Genomic DNA, 20,248 nt, shown 5'->3' on the forward strand with positions numbered 1-20,248 from the left:
CGGCTATTTGGCATTTGAATGGCTCAGCTGGACGCCTAACCAGCCCGTGGCGGTTCGAACTGTTCAAAGAATCTGACGATATGCGGTGGGGCAAAAATGGAAGGCCGAGAGCCGAACGCCATTTCAAACTCGCCAATGGGGATGGCGGAAGCGCCTGCAGCGATGGGACCGACGACGTCGTCTTCCAAGCGATCGCCAACAAACAGTATTTGCGAGAGCCTCAGGCCAAGCTGCGACGCCACAATCGGATAGATGTCCTTGTGTGGCTTAAGCAGACCGAACTGAAAGGACATAACAATGGTGTCAGGCTCAGCGGGCAGTGCATCCATCATTGGTTTTGCGTAGGGAAAAGCCAAGTTCGAACAGACTGCGATTTTCAATCTGGCCTCTTTCAGAGCGGACCAGATTAAAGCAATTCCAGGGCGCAACCTGATCGAAGCGCATTCCGCTTCAATTTCAGCTTGCCAGTGCGATATCTCAGCTTCTGAAAGGTGAATATCAAATGTTTTTGCTAGCTGTCTAACCGTTGTTAACCGTGTCATGGCCAGCATTGCTGCTGGATGGTAGTAGTTTTCAGGCAAAATCTTGAAAGGATTTCGTCGATCAGTTATTTCGACAGTGGTCCCGAAAGCATCGAAGCAAACCGCGCGGATGGTAGTCATTTGAGAAACCTTATTCCAGCCGGACTCGATCCATAGTTCTTGTTTGGCTTCATCGGCGCCTCGTGCCTTACCCTGCGAGGGCGGCTGCGGCAGTTCTAGCTGCCGATGATACTGTCGGCGAGTGCGCGCTGTCGGTCCCGAGCGAGCTTCTTCATCGGCCAGTTTCCTCTCTCAGCACAGTCTCGAACATCGATTCGTGTAGAGTATACTCCGTGGAGAAATACACTACAATCTAGCTTTTTCTGCTGGATGGGAATCCGAGAGGTCCTCGCGGCCAACATCAAGCGATACCGGCGAGAAGCTGGTTTGTCGCAGGAGGAGCTCGCTCACAGGGCGGGAATTGATAGAACCTATATCAGCTCTATTGAGCGCTGCCGCTACAGCACGAGCATCGACGTGCTCGACAGGGTAGCGCGGGAGTTGGGCGTAGATGCCGCAGCACTTCTCGTCAGGCTGCCAGGAGCATCTGGCGAGTAAACCTACATTTTCTGTCGCGGCGGAGCCTTCACCTCGGGATTGCTTCTGGAATCGATTTCAGAAGGGCAGAGAAAAGAACCTCCCCTATCAGAACGGCTTCCGAAGCACCTTCTACGCGAACGATCATAGTCCTTTGCCTGAGGCCGCGCCTCGGCCAGGGTCCTCTGACGCGACACCTGCTTTGGGTGGTCGATGAAAGCCGAGATGACGGCGGGGCTCGTCAACGACGCGCTCATCATGGCGATCTGGCGTCGCGGCAAGCCGGACGCGTTGCTGCGACAGGGCCCATAGCGAGCTGTCGGGCCGATCCGCGGCTCAGCGCTTCCGGCGTTGCTGTCCCAGGCCCATCCTTTTGGCGAGGGAGGAGCGCGCCTCGGCGTAGGCGGGCGCTACCATCGGATAGTCGTTCGGGAGGTCCCACTTCGCGCGGTACTCCTCCGGAGACATACCGTAGGCAGTCCGAAGATGGCGCTTCAGCGATTTGAATTTCTTCCCGTCCTCGAGACAGGTCAGGAAGTCGGGCGTAATCGACTTTTTGACCGAGACTGCAGGAACTGGCTTCTCAGGCTCAACAGCCGGGCCGGCGCTTCCGTCGAGGCCGAGGATGGCGGCGTGAGTCGACGCAATCAGAACCGGCAGATCCGCGGCCGGAACGCTATTGTTCGCGACGAAGGCGCTGACGATGGATGCAGTCAGTTCGATGAAGTCAGTGTTGTTCTCGGACATTGGTTTTCCTTAGCCGGATTGATACGCGCTCGTGCACAGTCCGCGTAAAGATGTCAAATCTATGCAGCCAGTGGAACTGCCCGACGGGCGCGCAATTTCTCCGCGCAGCGCGCATCAACAATTTGAATCATCTCAGCAATCTTGATTCAATAATTCAATTAGTCACGACACCCCGGATCACATCTCGACATGGCAAGCTTCGAATATTCAAGCGCGCCTACGCTCTATCGAATTGACCGCGAGCACAACATGCAGCGGCTCTATTCGCTATCGACCTCCCCCACCCGCTTCGGTGGCGCGTCCTTGGTTCGGGAATGGGGAAGGATCGGGTCGAATGGGCGGCGGCGAGTTGATCTCTGCGATACGGAGGCGGAGGCCCGGGCACCCAAGAACGAATTTGTTAGGATGAAGCGAGCCCGGGGCTATCGGCCAGGTCGCGGCCCGTGAGCGTCAGGCGTGAACGCCGGCCTTAACTGCTTCGAGATATTCGAGCAGCCGCGGCGCGTGTCCCCCTGCCACTAAATCGTATGCAGTTCTTCCCGACCAGCCTGGAAGCGGCTGGCAACTAAACCGGATAGCCCCTTCCTCACCGGCCATCTCAGCCCACGTCGCCAGAATCATCTCAATCCTGCTCAAGGCAGCGTCGATCTTTTCCGAAGCCTGCTTCGCGGCCCTGGTGCTTTCCTCGAAACCGACCAGCCTAGCCAGTTCGGCGTCAGAAATTCCCAGCCGTTGCGCTAGACGATGGATTTTGGCTTCCAGGAGAGCCGACGCGGCACTTGGTGAGTCTCTATCCTGCATCGCCTCATCCCTCAAAGCTCTTTGTGAACTCCGATATGTGCATCGCCGGCATCCCGATCGCCCTGGGCCCATCGATGTCGGCCGATTGTGTGTCGCCTACGAATAGAATTTCCTGCGCGGCGAAACTGAGCCTTTCGCAAACGAGGTGGAATATTGCCGGGGCAGGCTTTGCCAAGCCCACCTCATAGGAAAGTACCAGAGCATCCGGCGTGCTGGGCAGGCACGCTACGAGTGGAGACCCATAAGGCATTGCTAGATTAGAACAAATTCCAATCTTTACTCCCTCTCCTTGCAGTCTCTTCTAAATATCGGCGATACCGTCGCGCAATTGAACCGAAGCAATTTCGGCCTGCAGATCGCGTTCGAGCTCGCCTAATCGATCCTCGTCGAGCTCGGCCACGAGAGAGTTCGCGACGGATCGAAGGTCCAATGGCTGCGTCAGGACCTGGTTGGCGATAGCGCCTGACGGGAGTTCCCCGAGGAGAACTCGAAACGGTCGACGCCTGTCGGCAATCTCCACCACTGTGCCGAAAGCGTCGAAGCATACAGCCCGGACCCCGCCCCTAACCTGCCCTCGATTCCCCGGCATCGCCAATCGCGGTATCTCCTTCACATGCGTCTATGCATTCTATCCGATCTCCACGCCGAGCAAAGCGCCCCCGTAGCTCTTCCCGATCCTGATGGGGAGTTCGACGTCGCCGTTGTTGCCGGCAACGTACACGGCAGCTGCGCGGCGGCCGTAGAATGGCTAGCGGCGGCGCCGCAGCTGCAGACTAAGCCGGTCATTTTCGTGCCGGGCAATCATGAGTTCTTCGGTTCGATCCTGCAGGATAATCTGGCATCGGGCCTTGAGGCGGCAGGCCGTACTGGCGGGCGCGTTCAACTCCTTCATCGAGCCCATGTGACGATCGGCTCCACGCGCTTTGTCGGCTGTACGTTCTGGACCGACTGTCGACTGCTCGGAACGCCAAAGGCATCCGTGGTGCTGGCGGGCGAGGAATTGGATGATCACACGCTGCCGCTATCGCGAAGCGGGCGGACACATCAGCCGCTTTATGCCCTGGCTCACTGCGGCAGAGCATCGCCAAGACCTCGCGTTCCTGGTCGACGAGCTGGCAAAGCCGCATGCTGGTCCGACAGTCGTGATCACCCATCATCTCCCTTCGCCGGGGTCGATCGCAGCGCGCTTTGCGGGGTCAGCGCTCAACCCAACGTTTGCATCGGATCTTGACTGGCTAATCCGCGAGGCCGCGCCTGCTAGTTGGATTCACGGACATACGCACGAGGCTTGCGATTACCGCTCGTTCAAGACGCGAGTTCTGTGCAATCCGATGGGATACAATCCTGGGAAGGCCAACGGATTTCGGATGGACCTCATCGTAGACGTCGAGGGTTTCTACTCCGGTTAGCTCGGGCGCGTCTTGCGAAAGTTGCCGGCCGGCAACTTCTTGAAATCGATGCCGCTGCCTAGTTTTCGCGTTAAGGTTTCGTTTACCCAATACCGCTTGCCAGAATCACCGCGGTGGGGACACTATGCACGGCAACTGAGGCGGTATTCGCCATCTTCCGTGCATACGCGAGTTTGATGTGAACACGATCTCCAGCGCCCAAGAGATGGCTAGCGCGATCCACAAGCTCGTGGGTGCGCACGCTCGCGAGCTCTCGTCCAGGTTACAGGCTCACCGCGTCCAACTCTTCCCGCCGCGAGCTCAGAAGAAACTACGCCGATTCTCGTCGACGGAGGCCGCCAAGCTCATTGGAATCAACGACGGATATCTCCGCAGACTGTCGCTGGATGGGAAGGGTCCGGAGATAGACGTCAACAAGCAAGGCAGACGCTCCTACACCATCGATGACATCCAAGCTCTTCGCGTGCTCCTTGATGCAAACGGAAAGGCAGACCGCAGGTACGTTCCCACGCGATCCGGTCGCGAACACCTGCAAGTGATTGCGGTGGTGAACTTCAAGGGGGGGAGCGGGAAGACCACCACGGCTGCGCATCTCGCCCAATATCACGCCCTCCGAGGTTACCGGGTTCTGGCGGTCGACCTAGATCCCCAGGCGAGCCTTTCCGCATTGCACGGATTTCAGCCCGAATTTGATGTCGGCGACAATCAGACGATCTACGGCGCCATCCGGTACGACGGGCAGCGGCGAGTGCTGAAGGAGATTGTCCAGAAAACCTACTTCACCAATCTGGACCTCGTCCCCGGCAACCTTGAGCTGATGGAGTTTGAGCACGAGACGCCGAAAGCGCTCATCGAGGATGGCCGCGGCAACGGCATGTTCTTCACGCGAATGGACTCGGCTCTAGCCTCCATTGCTGACAACTACGATATCGTCGTTTTCGATTGCCCGCCCCAGCTTGGCTTCCTCACGATCTCGGCGCTGTGCGCCGCGACGGCGGTGCTGGTGACCGTGCACCCGCAGATGCTGGACGTCATGTCGATGTGCCAGTTTCTGATTATGACCTCCGACTTGCTCAGTGTCGTGGCGAACGCCGGCGGCAACATGAGCTACGATTGGATGCGCTACCTCATTACGCGATACGAGCCCGGTGACGGACCACAAAACCAAATGGTCTCGTTTATGCGTTCGATGTTCGGCGACCACGTCCTCAACTACCCAATGTTGAAGAGCACGGCGATCTCAGACGCCGGTATTACCAAGCAAACGCTATACGAGGTTAGTCGCGAGCAATTCACTCGCTCAACCTACGACCGCGCGCTCGAAGCCCTGGACAGTGTGAACGGGGAAATTGAGCATCTGATTTTGCAGGCTTGGGGTCGGCAATAATGGCTCGAAAGCACGACTTTACGAACTTGAACCAGGGCGAGTTGCCGGCCGGCAACTTTTCGCAAGAGGCTGCCCCCATGCCCGCTAGCAGGTTCTCTGCTCTCAGCGGAATGGCCTCGAGGCCGGGAGCTGTCGGTGCCGTAGCACGGGGCTTCGAACAGGTCTTGTCTCAGGCTGTCATCGAGATCGATCCTGCGCTCATTGACGCTTCGCCAATCGCGGATCGACTGGCGAATTCGGACGACGATATTCAGGATCTCGTCGAGTCGATGAGGGAACGAGGCCAGCAGGTTCCTATCCTGGTTCGACCGCATCCGACGAATGAGGGCCGCTATCAGATTGCTTACGGCCGCCGGCGCGTACGGGCAGCGGGTGTCCTCGGCCGCAAGGTGCGCTCCGTCGTCAAGCCTCTCTCTGATGACGAGCTCGTGGTTGCGCAGGGGCAGGAGAATAGCGCGCGGAAGGACTTGTCGTTTATCGAGCGTGCACTCTTTGCGTCGCGCTTGGAGGAGGGCGGGTACGACCGATCGGTGATTATGTCCGCTCTCTCGGTGGATAAGACCGGATTGTCTCGGTTGATCTCATCCGCTGTAAAAATCCCGGCGCGAATTATTGAGGCGATCGGAGCGGCACCCAAGACGGGTCGCGATCGATGGATCGAACTGGCCGCTCAAATTGAGAATGCTCGGAGCCTCACGCCCGTCGATCAGGCCGTCGCGAACCCCAAATTCTCTCAGTTGGCCTCCGATGAACGCTTCAATGCAGTCCTTAAGGCTGTCTCGGCGAAGCAGGAGCGGCGCAAGGCGCCGAGCTCTTGGGCGACATCGGAAGGCACTCGGATCGCCAAAATCAAGGATGACGCCAAGGCCACAACGCTGGTCATCGATAAGAAGATCACGGCCGACTTTGGAGCGTACCTGGTCGAAGCCCTGCCAGAAATCTACGCGTCGTTTAAGCGCCGCGGAGATGCGTAAGCCGCGTTCCCACAATCCCAGGAGATAAGCCGCAAAAGAAAAAGGCCCCCGAAACGGAGTTCCGGAAGCCCTTCTCAGTCATAAGCAAACAGAGAATCGCACTTCCACGAATCGCCGTCAAGAGTCTCGCGAGAGATTGAGCGCCGTTTCGGCGAGCGGATTTCTTTTGCCTAGCGATAGGTGAAGGAAGATGGTTTCCCATATCTCAACGACGCCTTTTGGGCGGCGAACGCTGACGCTTGCGCATGTGGCAAGTCAGGCGCGCGCGAAGGAGCGGCCGCCGGAGAAGGCGGTCCATAAATGGAATCTGTTTCGCGATATCTGCACGGCCAAGGCTCGATTGGGCGTGAACGAACGCGCCCTTGCGGTGCTCGACGCTTTGCTGACCTTCCACCCGGAGACGGTGCTTACGGGCGAGCAACTCGTCGTCTTCCCGTCGAACCAGCAGCTGGCTCTGAGAGCGCATGGCATGTCGCCGGCGACGCTCCGCCGCCACCTGGCGGTGCTCGTCGACGCCGGGCTGATCATCCGTCGCGATAGCCCGAACGGTAAGCGCTACGCTCGGAAGGGCAGGGGAGGGGACATCGAACTCGCCTTTGGCTTCGATCTGTCGCCGCTGGTTGTTCGGTCCGCGGAAATCGAAAGTTCAGCCGAGGACGTCAGGCTCGAGGAGCGGGCTCTGAAGCTCGTGCGAGAGCGCATCACCATCTGCCGGCGGGACATTGCCAAGATGATCGCGATGGCGATGGAGGAAGGAATTCCCGCTCATCCAGCCGGGCAGGGCCCTTCGACCTGGCAGGAGATCCATGCCCTGTATCGATCAATCATTGGCCGGATTCCGCGCACCGCTCCGCGGGAGATGCTGGAGCCGGTTGCCGACGAGCTGTCGATGCTGGCCGATGAAATCCTCAACCTGCTGGAATTTCATACAAAAACTCAGAATCTGAGCGGCAATGAGTCTCATTCTGAGCGCCACAAACAGAATTCAAATCCAGACCTTCCTATTGATCTTGAACCTAGCTTTCCAGAAAGCAGGGGCGTCGAGATCGAGATCGATCCTGAACCGGTGAGGAAACCGGAGCGGCCGTTCCCGCTGGGAATGGTGCTCGATGCCTGCCCGGATATCATCGACTATGCCCGCGGCGGGATTTCCAATTGGCGAGACTTCCTGGCGACGGCGGCGATGGTGCGATCGATGCTCGGCATTAGCCCGAGCGCCTGGCTCGATGCGCAGAATGCGATGGGCGAAACCGAAGCCTCGATTGTGGTTGCGGCAATTCTGCAGCGCGGAGAGGCGATCTCCAGCGCTGGCGGATACCTGCGGGGGCTGACGCGGAAAGCGGAAGCCAACGAGTTCTCGATCGGACCGATGCTGATGGCGTTGATTGGAAGCCGGCGTCGTGAACCGAAACGAGCTTAGCACCCCCGCGGATCGCTGCCATGTGCGGGCGGTTGCCGACAATGATCTGGTACAATGGGCCTGCGATGATGAGGTTTGCACGATGAACTGGAAGCCGCCTGCGCCGATCGATGCCAGTCCGGAAAACCGGGCCCGGGTGAGTGGCCCTGGCTTACGGACGCTGCTCAATGTGGCGCGCGTTTGGGAACTCGATGTTTCCGAGATCCGAGTGCTCCTGGGCTTGCCAACCGCCGCTGAGTTCCAGATTTGGTCTGATGCCGCCCGTGCCGATCAGCCTCTGATCCTCGAAGCCGATGTCCTGCTGCGGATTTCGGCTGTGCTCGGGATTTATCGATCGCTCCGTCTGTTGGAGGGGACCGACGATGAGGGCTTGAAATGGCTCCGAAGCGTCAATCGTGAAATCCCGTTCAGCGGAAGGGCGCCTCTGGAGCTCATGCTGACGAGCTTCGAGCCTGGGTTGATGGATGTCCGTGGCTACTTGCTCGCCAAGGAGCACGGGGGCGGCAGCGCCCCTAACGAGGTCGACCGCAACTTCAAGCCTTATACCGACGCTGATTTGATCTGGATCTGATATCGCCGCGGGTGGGTGACCTCTTGTGTTGCAAGACGGAGCATTCGATATCGGCGTCGTCAGCTCCGCATGAATGATGCGGCCGCGCCGGGCTCTTGATGCTGCTTCAGTTTTTCAAAGGAATAGACGTGTTTCAGATTAAGGCCACGATCAAGGGTTGCAAGGTCAAGGAAGCAGCCGCTTCCGCGATGGAGGCGCTTCGCCGATACCAGGATATTCAGACCCGTCCGGGTGTAACGGCTTGCTCGGTGATGAAGGGCAAGCCGAGCTCGTGAGCGCGGCGACCGTCGAGGGCCTGCGCGCCAAATCCGGAATCTGATCTCGCGAGGAAGGCAAGGTTGTGCAGCCCGAGCTGCTGCCTGACGCGTACGGCTCATCAACGATGTGAATCGTCACCGCGGGATTGATTCATCCTTTGCGTTGGACCGGTGCCTGTCATGAGCGCGAGATGCGCGCATGGACAGCTCCCTCGCCAAAGACACGCCGCGCTTGCAAATGTTGGTGCTGGACCGATCCGATCCGGCGCAAAACATGGCGCGGTTCTATGTGCTCGCGATTGAGCCGACGCTGTTTGGCGATGTCGCACTCGTCCGCGAATGGGGACGCCGGGGCTGTACCGGCCAGCGACGACTGGATCTCTACGGCAATCAGGAAGCTGCGGCTGAGGCGCTGCAGGATTGGCTGCTCAGAAAGACCCGGCGTGGCTACGGTGTGGTGGCGGCTTCACTGGCCAATGCGCGGTCATAGCCGGCAGAGCATTCTGCCTCTCCGTTGTTGGAACGAGCCTCTGTCTTGAGAGCATGATGAGTCGGGCCGGACTCGAACCGGCACCAGCACTGTTATGAATAGCAAGCTCTGACCATTGAGCTACCGGCCCGGTCGGAGCGGGGCGTACTGACGCGATCAGCCAACAAGGAAGGCTGAGAGTTCGCTCCTCATCCGGATCGGAGATGACGCTCGATCTCGGTGACAGGTCGCGCCCGTTCGACTCGCGAGCGGATCGGCGGGGAAGGGGACTGGCTGCGTGGCTGCCTGGTCACATCAGAGGAAAGTCTCGCGATGTGCGAACGATCGCGATTGCATGAGTTGAGGTTGCGTCCGAAGCTGGGCTGAGAGGGAGGCGAAGTTATGCGTGCGCCTGACAGCTCGGAAGCCTCGATGGCTCGGATCAACGGCATCCTCATTCGGAGTGCCATCGTCGTGGCAATTGCTGCGACTCTCGTGTTGCCGCTGATCCGTTAGGTTTCGCAGGCCGCAAACGGACGAATTCAGCCTGAGCTAAAAAATCGACCTCATAGAATGGTCGCTGAGGGCCCTTGGCGCCTGTGCCCGCAGGGGTGGTGAGGTGAGGTAGCCAAAAGCCGCTGGTGGTCACTTATCGGGCGTTTTGGTCTCTGTCAGACAAAAGCGGTGTTGGTGCTCATCGCCGCGAGCACGGTAAGGCTTGAATCTTGCAAGGATTTTCCTTACTGTAAGGAGCTTCCTTACGAGGATCCGGCATGATTACGAGCAAGCTGACAAGCAAGGCGCAGACGACGATCCCGCAACCCATCCGGGCTGCGCTGCAGCTGCGGGAAGGCGACGAAATCGCTTACAGCATTGAAGGCGCGTCCGTCGTGATCCGCAAGGCGCCGGCCTCGGTCGTGGTCGAGGATCCGTTCGGCACGTTTGGCGAATGGGACAGCGAAGCCGATCGGCGGGCTTATGCCGATCTCTGATTTGCGGCAGGGCGACGTTGTCCGGGTGCCGTTCCCCTATACCGACCGCAACACCCGGCAACACCGCCCGGCGCTCGTCGTCAGCAACGGCGCGATCGGGGAGGGAGATGCGCTATTGTGGGTCGTCATGATCACCAGCGCCGAGAACCGACCATGGGTCGGGGATGTGTCGCTAGGACGGTTCTATCAGGAGGCAGGCTTGCCGGCCCCGAGTGTGATCCGCCCCGTCAAGATCGCGACAATCGAGGCAGCCCAGGCTCAGAAGCTTGGTCGTCTCAACCCCTCGCTGATGGCTGAAGTGGCTGACCAGCTCAAGAAGCATCTGGGTGTCTGACGGCCGCTGGCATCCGTGAGCCGGGCAGATCCGGGGTGGCTTCCGGCCTTCGCTGACGATTCGTCAAAGCCCCGCTGCCCCGGAGAGATCGACTTTGAAGCGATCGCGACGATGACCTGCCCAGGCCATTGCTACGTCACGCTCAACAATCTCGGCGGAGCAGGCCAATGCGGCGTTCCAGGCGAGGTGCCTGTCAATTTCAGATGAGTCTGCCGGAGCTCGCGCCAACCGCGTCGACTCAACGGTTCAAAGTGCCAGGCGGGCGGCTTGGCTGAATCGCCGGTCGGCGTCATTGTAATAGCTCGCTGCCTGCTGGACGGAGCGGTGCTGCGACTGCTGCATCGCCGCGGGCAGGGGAACGCCATTGCGGGCCGCTTCGGTGAGATAGCCGGAACGCAGGCCATGCGCCGAAAATATCAGCGGGTCGAGCCCGACCTCGGCGCAGCGGCGCTTGAGGATCAAGTTGACCGCTTGCGGCGTGAGAGCCCGGTCGGAGAGGCCTTCCCAGCGGTCGATCGCGCGAAACACCGCGCCCTTGCCGATCCCGGCGCGCTCGAGCCAGTCGCGCAGCGCCGCGACCGGCGGTCCGACGATCAGGACACGAGCGTCGTCGTCGGCCTGTGCCGTCTTGGTCCGGCCGAGCGTGATCGCCAGACAGGGCAACAGCGGCGTTTCCGGATCGTTGGGATCGCGCGGCACGGGCGCCTCCTCCGAAATCTGTTCGACGCGCAGACGGGCGATTTCGCTGCGGCGGCGGCCGCCCGAGCCGAAGGCGATCAACAGCAAGGCGCGGTCGCGCGTGTCGCTCAAGCGATCGCTGCGGCAGGTGGCGAGCAAGCGGTCGAGGATGTCGCGGGTGACGGCACGTTGGCTTTTGCGCCGGCGTGGCCGGGCGCTGGCCCGCACCGCCAGGCGTATGGCGGTACGCAGGGCTGGCGCGGCGAAGGGACCCAAAAGGCCTTTCCAGCGATGCAGCGTCGCCCAATGGGCCAAGCGGCGTTTGACCGTCGATGGCGCATGCGGACCCTCGACGCGCAAATGGCCGTCCAGCCGCAAGGCTGTGGCGATCGCGTCGGGCATGCCGTGCCCGGGATCGCTTTCGTGTTGGGCCGGATCCCAGAGATGCTGCGCCACAAATTTCAGCGCCAGCGCTTCCGGCGCCGGCCAGGGCAGGGGTGCAGCCGTTGCCGCGAGCGCCCAGGCCTCGAGATAGGCCAGGTCGGAGGCGAGGGCGCGCAGGGAATTCTCGCCCATGCCCTCCTTCGCCAGATGGCGCAGCGTCGCGACATCGTCGTCGGTCAGGATCTTGGCAAGCTGATCGCGCCGCTCCAGCGGCAGGATCGCGGACAGCGCGTCGAGCTGCAGGGCCCGGCGGGTCTCGGACGGGAGCAAGGCGGTCGTGGTCACGGGGCGCTCCGGCTGTGGCTCGTCATGGCCGTTCTCGTCGAGCTGAGGTCGGCCGACGGCCAACGGCGGCGGTTTGGAGCGCCAGAATCGCCGATTTGCAGGCTGCCGTCCATCACTATCGATAAGAGGTAATTATCGATAGTTAGATACCTGAAGTGATGACTGTCGGAGTGAAACAAATCAATAGCTATTTAGATTGGCTTTGATAATTTCGTGGAGGTGAAATCAATCGTATATGAATTAACGCGTGCCGATCGAAGGGCCCTGGTTTCTGAGTGCGCGGTTGCGGCCGAGTCCGCGGCGATCGCGCTCGCCCGCTGCGACGAGCGCCTGGCGCGCACCACGCCCGATTTGGCCGAGGGGGTGCGCCAGCGCGGCCACGCTTTCGAGGCCCAGGCCCTGATCGGGCTCGCCGGCGGCCTGTGCCCGCTCGAGGACCTCGTTCTGCACGACGCCGCAATGGATGTGCGCAGCCCAACCCACGCTATCACCCGCGCCGCCGCGATTCTCGACGAGCGCCGGCGCCTGGCGCGGCGCGAGCCGGGCGAGATCTTGAGTCCCGGGGCCTTGCGGTTGCGGCTCGGCCTCACGGAAGCGCAGCAACCGGAAGGGCGTGTCGCCGCGCCGGTCGCCATCAACTGGGCCTCGGCGCCCTGGGAGCGGGGATACCGCGATAGAGACGATGATGACGATCCGCTCGACGAGGACGATGCCGGCGTCGACGATGAGTCCGATCACGCCAGCGATCCGGCCTTCGCCGAGATCGACGCCTTACTGGCGCGCACCCGCAAAAAGCTCGACAGCTGGAACGATCTGTCCTCCGACGCCGGCCGCAAGAACCTGAGCTTGCGCGATCCCGGCTATGACGCCGCCGGACGGTGCGAGCGCTGGCTTGCCGTTCTCGAAGAGGGCAGGGGGCTGCCGGCGACGCTCGCCGCCGCGCTCGCGCTCGACGCCTGGCTCGCCCTCGAACCGTCGGAACGGGCCGGCGCGCTCGGCTTCGCGCTGGCCGCGACGGTGTTGCGCCAGCGCGGGTTGGCGCAGGCGCATCTGCCGACCCTCGGGCTCGGTTTGCGACGGGGACGCTTCCGCTGGAGCCCGCACCAGGCGCTCCCTATCCGGGTCGTTGGGTTGCTCGGCGCGCTGACCGAGGCGGCCGCTTTCGCTCAGGCCGATTGCGATCGCTTGGTGCTGGCGCGGGAACTGATGCTGCGGAAGTGTGAAAATCGAAGGGGGAATTCGAAATTGGCCGAGCTGGTCGGACTGTTCGTGGCGTCGCCGCTGGTCACCGTGCAATTGGCCGCGGCGCGATTGCAGGTCACGCCGCAAGCGGTCGAGGCGATGCTGAAAGAACTCGGCGCCAGCCTGCCGCGCGAGCTCACAGGCCGGAAACGCTATCGCGCCTGGGGGATCGTTTAGCGTGTGCCGATCTGCGCGATCAGCATGGGAATCGGGGGCGGCCTCGAGGTCGTCGCACGGTTTCCAGATGGGCGGGCCTTGTGCATCGATCGTCTCGGCAAAGTCGGTCGACCCAAGAAGGCTGATGCCTCGTAGTCTCGGGCTTCTGTTGCTGGCCCCTAGCTAGCGTCTGGAGCGTCCGCATTCTGGCGCTCTGGTTAGTGTGGCGATGCAACCGGCCGCCCTGGCCCTCGGACTATATTCGGACAGTCCGTTTACAGGTTGATCGACAGTGATTTTTACTCTTGGATGAATGCTGACCCGCGCCGGATATGCCGATCGGCTTAACCAATCGCGCCCGGACGGTGGCCGTGCAGGAATTCTTCAACCCGTTCGGTTCGTTGGACCAGCCAATCTCGATAGCTCACCAGCAGTCCAACTGGGTCGGAGGCTTCTGCTGCAATTAGCTCGTCAACGGCCGCCAATGCGCGGTGGAGCGTCAAACCGTCGCCGTGGTCGGTGAGAAGCCGCTCAGCTAGCGCAATATCCTCTCGCAAACGCGCGGCCTCATCCAGCACGCTGCGATGCTCTGCATAAACGAGCCGTCGACCGAAAGCTGAAAGTCTCGGATCATGGAATTCCTCGACGATGCGGGCACGGCAAATCTGGTTAGCCTGATGGAATTCCCGCATCCGGGTCTCATCGGGAGGGAGCGGAAAGCCACCACTATAAAGCTGCTCTTCTGGGTGGAGAGAGGGCTCCCGCGTTCCCCAGCCGGCGACATATGCTCGTATTACGCGGCCGCAAAGCTCCGCATTACTTTTTATTTGACGACCACGTTCTTCAACCAAGTCGATACCTAAGCTGCCGAGCATTACATCGGTTGCCTCCCATAGCGCAGCAACAGCTGGGGCAGCATTGACCGCCAACCGCCGGACCGGGCTACCCTTGCGAGCTACGGCTAAGCGCAGCGCCTCATCATCCAATGCGGCCCAAGCGTTCGTGTCGACCGAAAGATCCAGGCAAAACCGCCCATTCACATTGTCGGGGACCGAGCCGATGCAAATGACTGCACGGTGGTAGGCCTCATTCCCAAAAAATTCCGTGAGGATGAACGCGTCCTCAGCGGCCACGAATTCTGCGACAGTCGCCTTCTTCGAGAAACGGACAAAGCGATGCCATGCCTCAGGAGAGCGATCACGTACGACGCGAGCAAGTATCAACGCCATTTCCGCGTCGCTCATGGCGTCATGCGCATCGTGGGCGGAAAGTCCGTTGGCCGCCGCTAAGCGCTCCAATCGAAATGTGGGACGGCCATTTTCCCCGAGGGGCACGTTCAGGCAGTGCGGCTGCTGAGCCGCCGCAAGCGCGAGGTTCATTATATCAGCGCGAGAATTCCCGTGGCTACTTGTGAGGTACGCCGGGTGCAGCGACTGGAAAAGTGCGTGTCGCAGCATTTCCTCGTCGAAGCGCATCGAATTGTAGCCAACGATGATCGCCGGTGACCATGCCAACAGATGGTGGCGGACCGAGCATATCAAGTCGTAATGCGACGGCAGATCGCGATCCGTGAGGCGAGCAATCGGTAGGCCGTTCGTCAGGAGGGCGGCCGGGTGCGGAATAGTTTGCGGCTGCAATCGGCAGCGCGTCTCGAAACGGGCCGTTTCATTCAGGTTTTCGTCAGTTCGAATCGCGGCGAACTGAACTATTTGGTCCCAACCAGGTTGGAGGCCGGTCGTCTCAGTGTCATAGAAGACGAAGCCGACCATCTCGCGCCTAATCCCGTGACGCGAGCCGATACCGCAACGCCGCTGTGCTGACCCGCAGCTTCTTAGCCAAGGCTTCGACCTTTTCGTCGTCGTCGAGGTCTAAGGTAGCTGGATCGATCAAGCCCTTGAGTATCTCGGTGGGCATCAACAATTCGGCCGCAAAGGCGTTGGCCTCAATCTCAAGCGGGTCTACGCCAAGCGATGCAAGATCGTCCCGCCACAAGACACGAAATGCCTTGTCAACGTGCACCTCGTTGCGGATGTCACCATCGTGGAGCTCATGGTGCGCCAGTTCGTGCGCCGCTGAGAAACGCTGACGGTTGGGATGGTGTAAAGCGTTGACGCCGATGATGCGGACATTGTCGCGGATGAAGGCCATCCCGGATAGCTCGGCATCCAAGGGCGCATACTGAAGTACGATGTTCCGGAACTTGATGATGCGTTCGACCGGAACCGGAGCACTCTTCACGCCAAACTCCGCAAGGAGGCGCCGAGCTGCTTCGCGTGCTTTCTGGGGCTCTGCTTGCCTCACGATTTTGCCTTTGCCGTCGCTAGAGCGCTGGCGATCATCCCGCTAATTTGTTCCTTTGCTCGGGCGCTAACGTCGTCAGACAGGGCGAGCGCCTGATCTTCAAGCGTTGTTTTTCCGGTTGCGGGCAAGAGGTCGGCGACGCTCGCAAGTCCAAGCGCCGCGGCGATGTTGCAGGCATGGTGCAGTAGCACGCTCTGCCTGCCGGCCTCCATGTTGGCAACTGAGGCCCGGGACACACCCACACGAGCAGCGAGATCGGCTTGAGACATCTTCAGTTGCTCCCGCCGAATCGACACTGCGCGTCCAAAGGCCGGATAGCGGTGATCTGTAGCCATGCACAAGTGTTTCCATCAGTTGGCGTTCACTGTCAATCTCGCAAACATATGTTTGTTAAACAAACATGACGGAGTTTGTATTGACGTCAAACCCGAGCTGAGTCATATCAAGCGGGCACTCGGGATGTGCCCGAGCAAAAGGAGATGCAGATGCCTAACGGCAATGGACAGGGCGGCGGTAAGGGGGGCGGCAAACCGACTTCCTTCGCGTTTTTCTTCAACGGCCAGAAGTACGAAACCGATCAGGCTTCGCTTACCGGCCTACAGATCAAGGCCAAGATTGTCGGCTGGGATCAGACCCACGACCTGGTGCTGGAAGGGCACGGGCACGATCCAGACGAAATCATTTCGGATGACCAGGCGGTTTTGATCGATACCAAGCAGGGCGGTCCGCCTCGCTTTTCGTCGGCCCCTAAGGCGAATTTCGGCTGACATGGCCCCGCTCGAAACTCAGATTCAGCAATTGCGCGAGCGTTTCGGCGAGGTCGAAGTCACGAAGTTGCCCGGCGGCGCAAGTCTCATCAGCGTGCTGAGGGTTGCGCTGCCGGAAGGGTGGACCAAGGCTGCCTCGGTCATCCGTTTCCTGGCCCCGGCAGGTTACCCATTCGCTGCAGTAGACTGCTTCTGGGCGGACGCGGACTTGCGCCTGGCGGGCGGGCAGATGCCGCAGAATACTGCGGAGAACAACATTCCAGAGACCACCCATATGGGTCTGTGGTTCTCCTGGCACTTATTGAACGGGTGGAATCCAAACCGGGACACTCTGTCCAGTTGGATGAACACGATACTCGATCGATTGAGGCGAATTCAGTGAGCGGGCTGCGATTTCCTGCGCCTCTCTACGGCGAGCTCTATGACTCCTTGCTGGCCGATCGCTCTCGGGAGGCTTGCGCGGTGGCCTATGCCCACCATGATCGGGGAGCAGGGTCTTGGGTGGTGGCAGACGCTGCCCTTGTGCCAGAAGATGCCTACGAGCGGCGAGATGCCGTATCCGCCGTGCTGAAGGCCGCATTCGTTGTCGAAATCGCAAATCGCGCTCGCCGCGATGGGCTCAGTATCGTGATGGTTCACACCCACCCGTGGGCGGAGAGCTATCCAGTCTTCTCGGAAGAGGATGATCGCGGCGAGGCGCAACTGGCTTCATACTTCGCCCGACGTGCGGCCGATCTCGAACACCTGGCGCTAGTGGTCGGTCCAGATGGCTGTCGCGCCCGCATACTGGGCGATACGAAAGAGGTTCCTGTATGGGATGTGGGCGCGGACCTGATATTGAGGACCCGATTCCCGCAAGACCACGCCGACATTTCTGCTCACGATCGTCAAGTGCGAGCCTTTGGCGCGCCTGGGCAGCAGCTGCTCCGTAGCCTACGGGTTGGTGTAATTGGTGCAGGCGGAACGGGCTCAGTACTCCTGCAGCAACTGGCTTATTTGGGTGTCCAGGACTTCACGGTCGTGGAGCCGGACACGGTGGAAACCACCAATCTCAATCGCCTTGTGGGCGCGGGGCCCGGCGATGTAGGGCGGCCGAAAGTGGAGGTGGCCGCTCGGACGATCGGCCATATTAATCCGCAGGCACGGGTTAGGCCTCTTGAGCGGGACGTCGTCGATGCCGACGTGCCGCCGCAGTTGGCCGCTCTCGATTTCCTTTTTATCTGCACTGATTCCCACGCGAGCCGGGCAGTAGTAGGCCAGCTGGCCTACCAATACCTGGTGCCGGCTATCGACATGGGCGTGAGCATCACTGTCGGACCCGAAGGTGTGTCTCACATCACCGGTCGAGTGCAGATGCTCGCCCCCGGGCTTCCATGCCTCACCTGCACCGGCGCTCTGGACGGAGAACAGATCCGCCGAGAGATGCTCACGCCCATGCAGCGCGCCGCTGACCCGTATGTACAGGGTGTGCACGAGCCGCAGCCGGCGGTCATCTCTATCAATTCGACCATGTCGTCATTGGCGGTGACCATGTTCTTGGGTGCGGTAACGCCAGTGCGCGCGGGCGCCCGTTTCCAGATGTACGACGGCGTGCGTGGTACGGTACGGCTGACGACAGCCAGAAGGACGGATACCTGTATCGTCTGTTCTGCCTCGGGCGCGATGGCGCGGGCAGGACGTTGGGCACTGCCGGTGAGGCACATCGGGATGTGCCATGGCTGAGCGCGGGGTTCTTTGGTTGGGGCCGCCCGCTGGCGAGCAAGTAGGGCGTGAGTTCAGCAACCGGGGCCTCTGGCTCGTTAAGACTGCGCTCGATGAGCCGCTCCGGAATCCCGCGGACGTTCGGGCTGCGGTCTTTGCTTTGGACGGTGACAACGGCACAGAGACAGCAGCTGCGATTCAGCGGTTGGCGCAACCACTGCTGGACTACGGCTCCGACATCTATCTTGTGTCGCCGGACGATGGCGCACTTGGAACTGCCCAGGCGTACTTAGCAGGATTTCGCCTCCTGCATCGTCTCAAAGTTCGTACGGCGCCAGAGGCGCACGAGATCGCTGAGCGCATTGCGCGACGGCGACTCGGCCCTCGTGCAAAGCCGGCCCTTGAGATCACCATGGCAACGAATGGCCGCCCTCTTGATCGGCGAGACGAACCCCTTTTTCAACGCGCATTCCACTTTTGCGACAGTATCGTGCTCCAGGAGCTAACAGGCGGCCGCTCGGATGCTCGGGTTTTCGCCGTCCACATGACCGTCAGTGGTTCGCGCGCGGGTAAGCAGCCCCAGCCGTTCTTTGCCAAGGTCGACGAGCACGCGAAGATTGCGAAGGAGTTCGCGAACTATCGCGAATTTGCCGATCGGTACGTCCCGTTCGGGCTGCGGCCGAACGTGCAGGACATCGTCGAAGGCGCGGAGCGCAGCCTGTTTGCGGGAGACTTTGTGGACCGCTCGGAATCCCTCTGGGATATGGTGCGCAGGAACGTGGCCGGACAAGCTATCTCTTCCCTCATGGGGGAGACGCTCTCAGGTTGGCGCAATCAAGCTTATGATGCCTCCCCCACCAAGGGATCGGTGGCCCTCGCCATGCACAGTGCTGGCGTGTGCGCCCCGGAGCACATCAAACCCAGCTATGAGGAGCACGCTGCACGAGAGACGGTCGCCGCCACTGGCGGCGTACTTTGGCAGCGGCTGACAAGCCTAAGCGACCAGTCTTATCGCCTCGCCCCGGTGCACGGTGATCTGCATGGCGGCAACGTCGTCGTCCGGAGCGGGCAGGCGATCCTCATCGATCTGGCTTCCGTCGCTGAACGAGGGCCTCTAACCACGGATGTCGCCGCGCTGGAGGTGTGGCTCGCGTTCGAGCTTCCACCGGAAGAAGACGCCAGAGCTTACAAAAACAAAGCGTGGACGGACGAGATCGACCGCCTCTACGCCCCATCCGCGTTTGTCGACGCGCCGGGACCAGGCCCTGCGCACGCTCCCTATTGCTGGATGGTTGCTGCAGTCCGCCAGCTTAGGCAAATAGGGCTCGCGGCGCAGTCCTGCCCGACCGAATATCAGACCGCCGTGGCCGTCCAGCTATTACGCCGCTGTCAATGGAATGACGGGCCGGCCGCGGACCGCTACAGGAGAGCTCACGGTTTCGTCGTCGCTGCGCGATTGGTAGACGACCTTGAAGCTCGGAGGATCTCGTGAGCAAGCCCGCCCGTCATCTGCGCCTGCGTGGAGTTGCGGAGTACCGTGATCAGGGCGAGCTGTTGCTGGAGGCGGCTGGCGACGCTGTGCTAGTCCGCCGCGGCGTTCCTCGATCCCTGCTTGTCGCCTGCCCGGACGGGTGCGGTGAGACACTTGTGGTCAACCTTGATCCGCGTACAGCCAAGGCTTGGAAGTTGGACGAGCGCGGTGATGAGATCACTCTCTACCCCTCGGTCTGGCGAGACGGTGGCTGCGGTAGTCACTTCATCGTCTGGCGCGGGCGGATAATCTGGTGCGATCGTTTCGAGGACGGCAACTTGGAGCCGCCCTATGACGCGACCCTGGAGCACAAGCTCTACGTGGCCCTTGAATTCGGCAAATTCAGAAGCCCGCTGGAGTTGGCTACCCACCTCGACGAGATTCCTTGGGAGGTTTCGCGCGCCGGGCGAAGGTTGGTGCAGAAGGGCCTCGCTGAAGCAGGCACTGGCCCTCAGCGAGATTGGTTCCGGCGGGCGGAGCACTAAGTCAATCTAGTCCGACTTCAAGGCCGACGACCTTGATGGGGTCAGCGGAGTTGCCACCGAATCCCCAAACTATGCGTAAAGCTCGGCGTAGGTTGGCGCGGCCATACAGATCGTTTCCGAATATCAGTGGGCGTTGGTGGCCGATGCGCTGCGGTGCTGGTCGGCCGTACCGGCGACGG

At 60.8% G+C, this 20,248-nt stretch carries 24 protein-coding genes and 1 pseudogene; 17 read left to right on the forward strand and 8 right to left on the reverse strand.

Annotated features, from left to right (window positions below):
- Nucleotides 1–35: 35 nt before the first annotated feature.
- Nucleotides 36–662 carry an HAD family hydrolase gene (locus AC07NY_RS24545; protein WP_492288401.1) on the reverse strand — a complete coding sequence of 209 codons (627 nt, stop codon included), beginning with the start codon at nt 660–662 and terminating at the stop codon, nt 36–38.
- 249 nt (nt 663–911) lie between these two features.
- Between AC07NY_RS24545 and AC07NY_RS24550 the strand changes: the two genes are divergently transcribed.
- Nucleotides 912–1,139 (forward strand): helix-turn-helix domain-containing protein, encoded by a 228-nt coding sequence (locus tag AC07NY_RS24550; protein WP_492288400.1) that lies wholly within the window; start codon nt 912–914, stop codon nt 1,137–1,139.
- A 315-nt stretch (nt 1,140–1,454) separates the two neighbouring features.
- Here the strand turns inward: AC07NY_RS24550 and AC07NY_RS24555 are convergent, their stop codons facing one another.
- The gene (locus tag AC07NY_RS24555) at nt 1,455–1,865 is read right to left on the reverse strand and encodes a Ros/MucR family transcriptional regulator (protein WP_492288399.1); all 411 of its coding nucleotides are present in this window, start codon (nt 1,863–1,865) and stop codon (nt 1,455–1,457) included.
- Nucleotides 1,866–2,054: 189 nt separating this feature from the next.
- On the opposite strand from AC07NY_RS24555, the gene AC07NY_RS24560 reads away from it, so the two are divergent.
- Nucleotides 2,055–2,312: a WGR domain-containing protein gene (locus AC07NY_RS24560; RefSeq protein ID WP_492288398.1), complete on the forward strand. Its 258-nt coding sequence runs from the start codon at nt 2,055–2,057 to the stop codon at nt 2,310–2,312.
- A 3-nt stretch (nt 2,313–2,315) separates the two neighbouring features.
- On the opposite strand, the gene AC07NY_RS24565 is transcribed toward AC07NY_RS24560, so the two are convergent.
- Both AC07NY_RS24565 and AC07NY_RS24570 read right to left on the reverse strand, forming a co-directional pair.
- A complete protein-coding gene (locus AC07NY_RS24565; protein WP_492288397.1) occupies nt 2,316–2,666 on the reverse strand; it encodes a DUF2384 domain-containing protein in 351 nt (116 codons plus the stop codon).
- A 4-nt stretch (nt 2,667–2,670) separates the two neighbouring features.
- A complete protein-coding gene (locus AC07NY_RS24570) occupies nt 2,671–2,961 on the reverse strand; it encodes an HAD family hydrolase (protein WP_492288404.1) in 291 nt (96 codons plus the stop codon).
- A gap of 318 nt (nt 2,962–3,279) precedes the next feature.
- Between AC07NY_RS24570 and AC07NY_RS24575 the strand changes: the two are divergent.
- The 9 genes and pseudogenes from AC07NY_RS24575 to AC07NY_RS24615 all read left to right on the forward strand — a co-directional run.
- Nucleotides 3,280–3,483: pseudogene (locus tag AC07NY_RS24575) on the forward strand (metallophosphoesterase); the annotation flags it as partial.
- Nucleotides 3,484–3,670: 187 nt separating this feature from the next.
- Nucleotides 3,671–4,075, forward strand: coding sequence for a hypothetical protein (locus AC07NY_RS24580; protein WP_492288405.1), 405 nt, complete (start codon nt 3,671–3,673; stop codon nt 4,073–4,075).
- 178 nt (nt 4,076–4,253) lie between these two features.
- On the forward strand, nt 4,254–5,462 hold the full coding sequence (gene repA / locus AC07NY_RS24585; RefSeq protein ID WP_492288396.1) for a plasmid partitioning protein RepA: 1,209 nt from the start codon (nt 4,254–4,256) through the stop codon (nt 5,460–5,462).
- Complete coding sequence (gene repB, locus AC07NY_RS24590) at nt 5,462–6,436, forward strand: plasmid partitioning protein RepB (protein ID WP_492288395.1); 975 nt, start codon at nt 5,462–5,464, stop codon at nt 6,434–6,436. The genes repA and repB overlap by 1 nt, the downstream gene beginning before the upstream one ends.
- A gap of 190 nt (nt 6,437–6,626) precedes the next feature.
- Nucleotides 6,627–7,856 carry a plasmid replication protein RepC gene (gene repC / locus AC07NY_RS24595; protein ID WP_492288394.1) on the forward strand — a complete coding sequence of 410 codons (1,230 nt, stop codon included), beginning with the start codon at nt 6,627–6,629 and terminating at the stop codon, nt 7,854–7,856.
- Nucleotides 7,857–7,938: 82 nt separating this feature from the next.
- Complete coding sequence (locus AC07NY_RS24600; protein WP_494585924.1) at nt 7,939–8,427, forward strand: MbcA/ParS/Xre antitoxin family protein; 489 nt, start codon at nt 7,939–7,941, stop codon at nt 8,425–8,427.
- 456 nt (nt 8,428–8,883) lie between these two features.
- Nucleotides 8,884–9,174 carry a WGR domain-containing protein gene (locus AC07NY_RS24605; protein ID WP_492288392.1) on the forward strand — a complete coding sequence of 97 codons (291 nt, stop codon included), beginning with the start codon at nt 8,884–8,886 and terminating at the stop codon, nt 9,172–9,174.
- 752 nt (nt 9,175–9,926) lie between these two features.
- Complete coding sequence (locus AC07NY_RS24610) at nt 9,927–10,145, forward strand: AbrB/MazE/SpoVT family DNA-binding domain-containing protein (RefSeq protein WP_492288391.1); 219 nt, start codon at nt 9,927–9,929, stop codon at nt 10,143–10,145.
- Nucleotides 10,132–10,479, forward strand: a complete 348-nt coding sequence (locus tag AC07NY_RS24615) for a type II toxin-antitoxin system PemK/MazF family toxin (RefSeq protein WP_492288390.1) — start codon at nt 10,132–10,134, stop codon at nt 10,477–10,479. Before AC07NY_RS24610 ends, AC07NY_RS24615 begins: the two co-directional genes overlap by 14 nt.
- A gap of 246 nt (nt 10,480–10,725) precedes the next feature.
- On the opposite strand, the gene AC07NY_RS24620 is transcribed toward AC07NY_RS24615, so the two are convergent.
- Nucleotides 10,726–11,886, reverse strand: a complete 1,161-nt coding sequence (locus tag AC07NY_RS24620; protein ID WP_494585925.1) for a site-specific integrase — start codon at nt 11,884–11,886, stop codon at nt 10,726–10,728.
- 213 nt (nt 11,887–12,099) lie between these two features.
- On the opposite strand from AC07NY_RS24620, the gene AC07NY_RS24625 reads away from it, so the two are divergent.
- A complete protein-coding gene (locus tag AC07NY_RS24625) occupies nt 12,100–13,305 on the forward strand; it encodes an RHE_PE00001 family protein (protein WP_492288388.1) in 1,206 nt (401 codons plus the stop codon).
- A gap of 323 nt (nt 13,306–13,628) precedes the next feature.
- Here AC07NY_RS24625 and AC07NY_RS24630 read toward each other — a convergent pair whose 3' ends face one another.
- The 3 genes from AC07NY_RS24630 to AC07NY_RS24640 are packed head-to-tail and all read right to left on the reverse strand — an operon-like array spanning nt 13,629 to nt 15,920.
- Complete coding sequence (locus AC07NY_RS24630; protein WP_494585926.1) at nt 13,629–15,053, reverse strand: exonuclease domain-containing protein; 1,425 nt, start codon at nt 15,051–15,053, stop codon at nt 13,629–13,631.
- 7 nt (nt 15,054–15,060) lie between these two features.
- Nucleotides 15,061–15,585 (reverse strand): ImmA/IrrE family metallo-endopeptidase, encoded by a 525-nt coding sequence (locus tag AC07NY_RS24635; RefSeq protein WP_492288386.1) that lies wholly within the window; start codon nt 15,583–15,585, stop codon nt 15,061–15,063.
- The gene (locus tag AC07NY_RS24640) at nt 15,582–15,920 is read right to left on the reverse strand and encodes a helix-turn-helix transcriptional regulator (RefSeq protein WP_492288385.1); all 339 of its coding nucleotides are present in this window, start codon (nt 15,918–15,920) and stop codon (nt 15,582–15,584) included. The genes AC07NY_RS24635 and AC07NY_RS24640 overlap by 4 nt, the downstream gene beginning before the upstream one ends.
- A 150-nt stretch (nt 15,921–16,070) precedes the next feature.
- On the opposite strand from AC07NY_RS24640, the gene AC07NY_RS24645 reads away from it, so the two are divergent.
- The 5 genes from AC07NY_RS24645 to AC07NY_RS24665 are packed head-to-tail and all read left to right on the forward strand — an operon-like array spanning nt 16,071 to nt 20,069.
- Nucleotides 16,071–16,352, forward strand: coding sequence for a hypothetical protein (locus AC07NY_RS24645; RefSeq protein WP_492288384.1), 282 nt, complete (start codon nt 16,071–16,073; stop codon nt 16,350–16,352).
- A gap of 1 nt (nt 16,353) precedes the next feature.
- Complete coding sequence (locus tag AC07NY_RS24650) at nt 16,354–16,734, forward strand: E2/UBC family protein (RefSeq protein ID WP_492288383.1); 381 nt, start codon at nt 16,354–16,356, stop codon at nt 16,732–16,734.
- On the forward strand, nt 16,731–18,074 hold the full coding sequence (locus tag AC07NY_RS24655) for a ThiF family adenylyltransferase (protein ID WP_494585929.1): 1,344 nt from the start codon (nt 16,731–16,733) through the stop codon (nt 18,072–18,074). Before AC07NY_RS24650 ends, AC07NY_RS24655 begins: the two co-directional genes overlap by 4 nt.
- Entirely contained in the window at nt 18,067–19,545 is a 1,479-nt protein-coding gene (locus AC07NY_RS24660) for a phosphotransferase (RefSeq protein WP_492288381.1), read from the forward strand. The genes AC07NY_RS24655 and AC07NY_RS24660 overlap by 8 nt, the downstream gene beginning before the upstream one ends.
- Entirely contained in the window at nt 19,542–20,069 is a 528-nt protein-coding gene (locus AC07NY_RS24665) for a ubiquitination-like system serine protease family protein (RefSeq protein WP_492288380.1), read from the forward strand. Before AC07NY_RS24660 ends, AC07NY_RS24665 begins: the two co-directional genes overlap by 4 nt.
- The last annotated feature ends 179 nt before the right edge of the window (nt 20,070–20,248 follow it).

It is taken from the genome of Allobosea sp. GW821-FHT09G06, assembly GCF_059416005.1.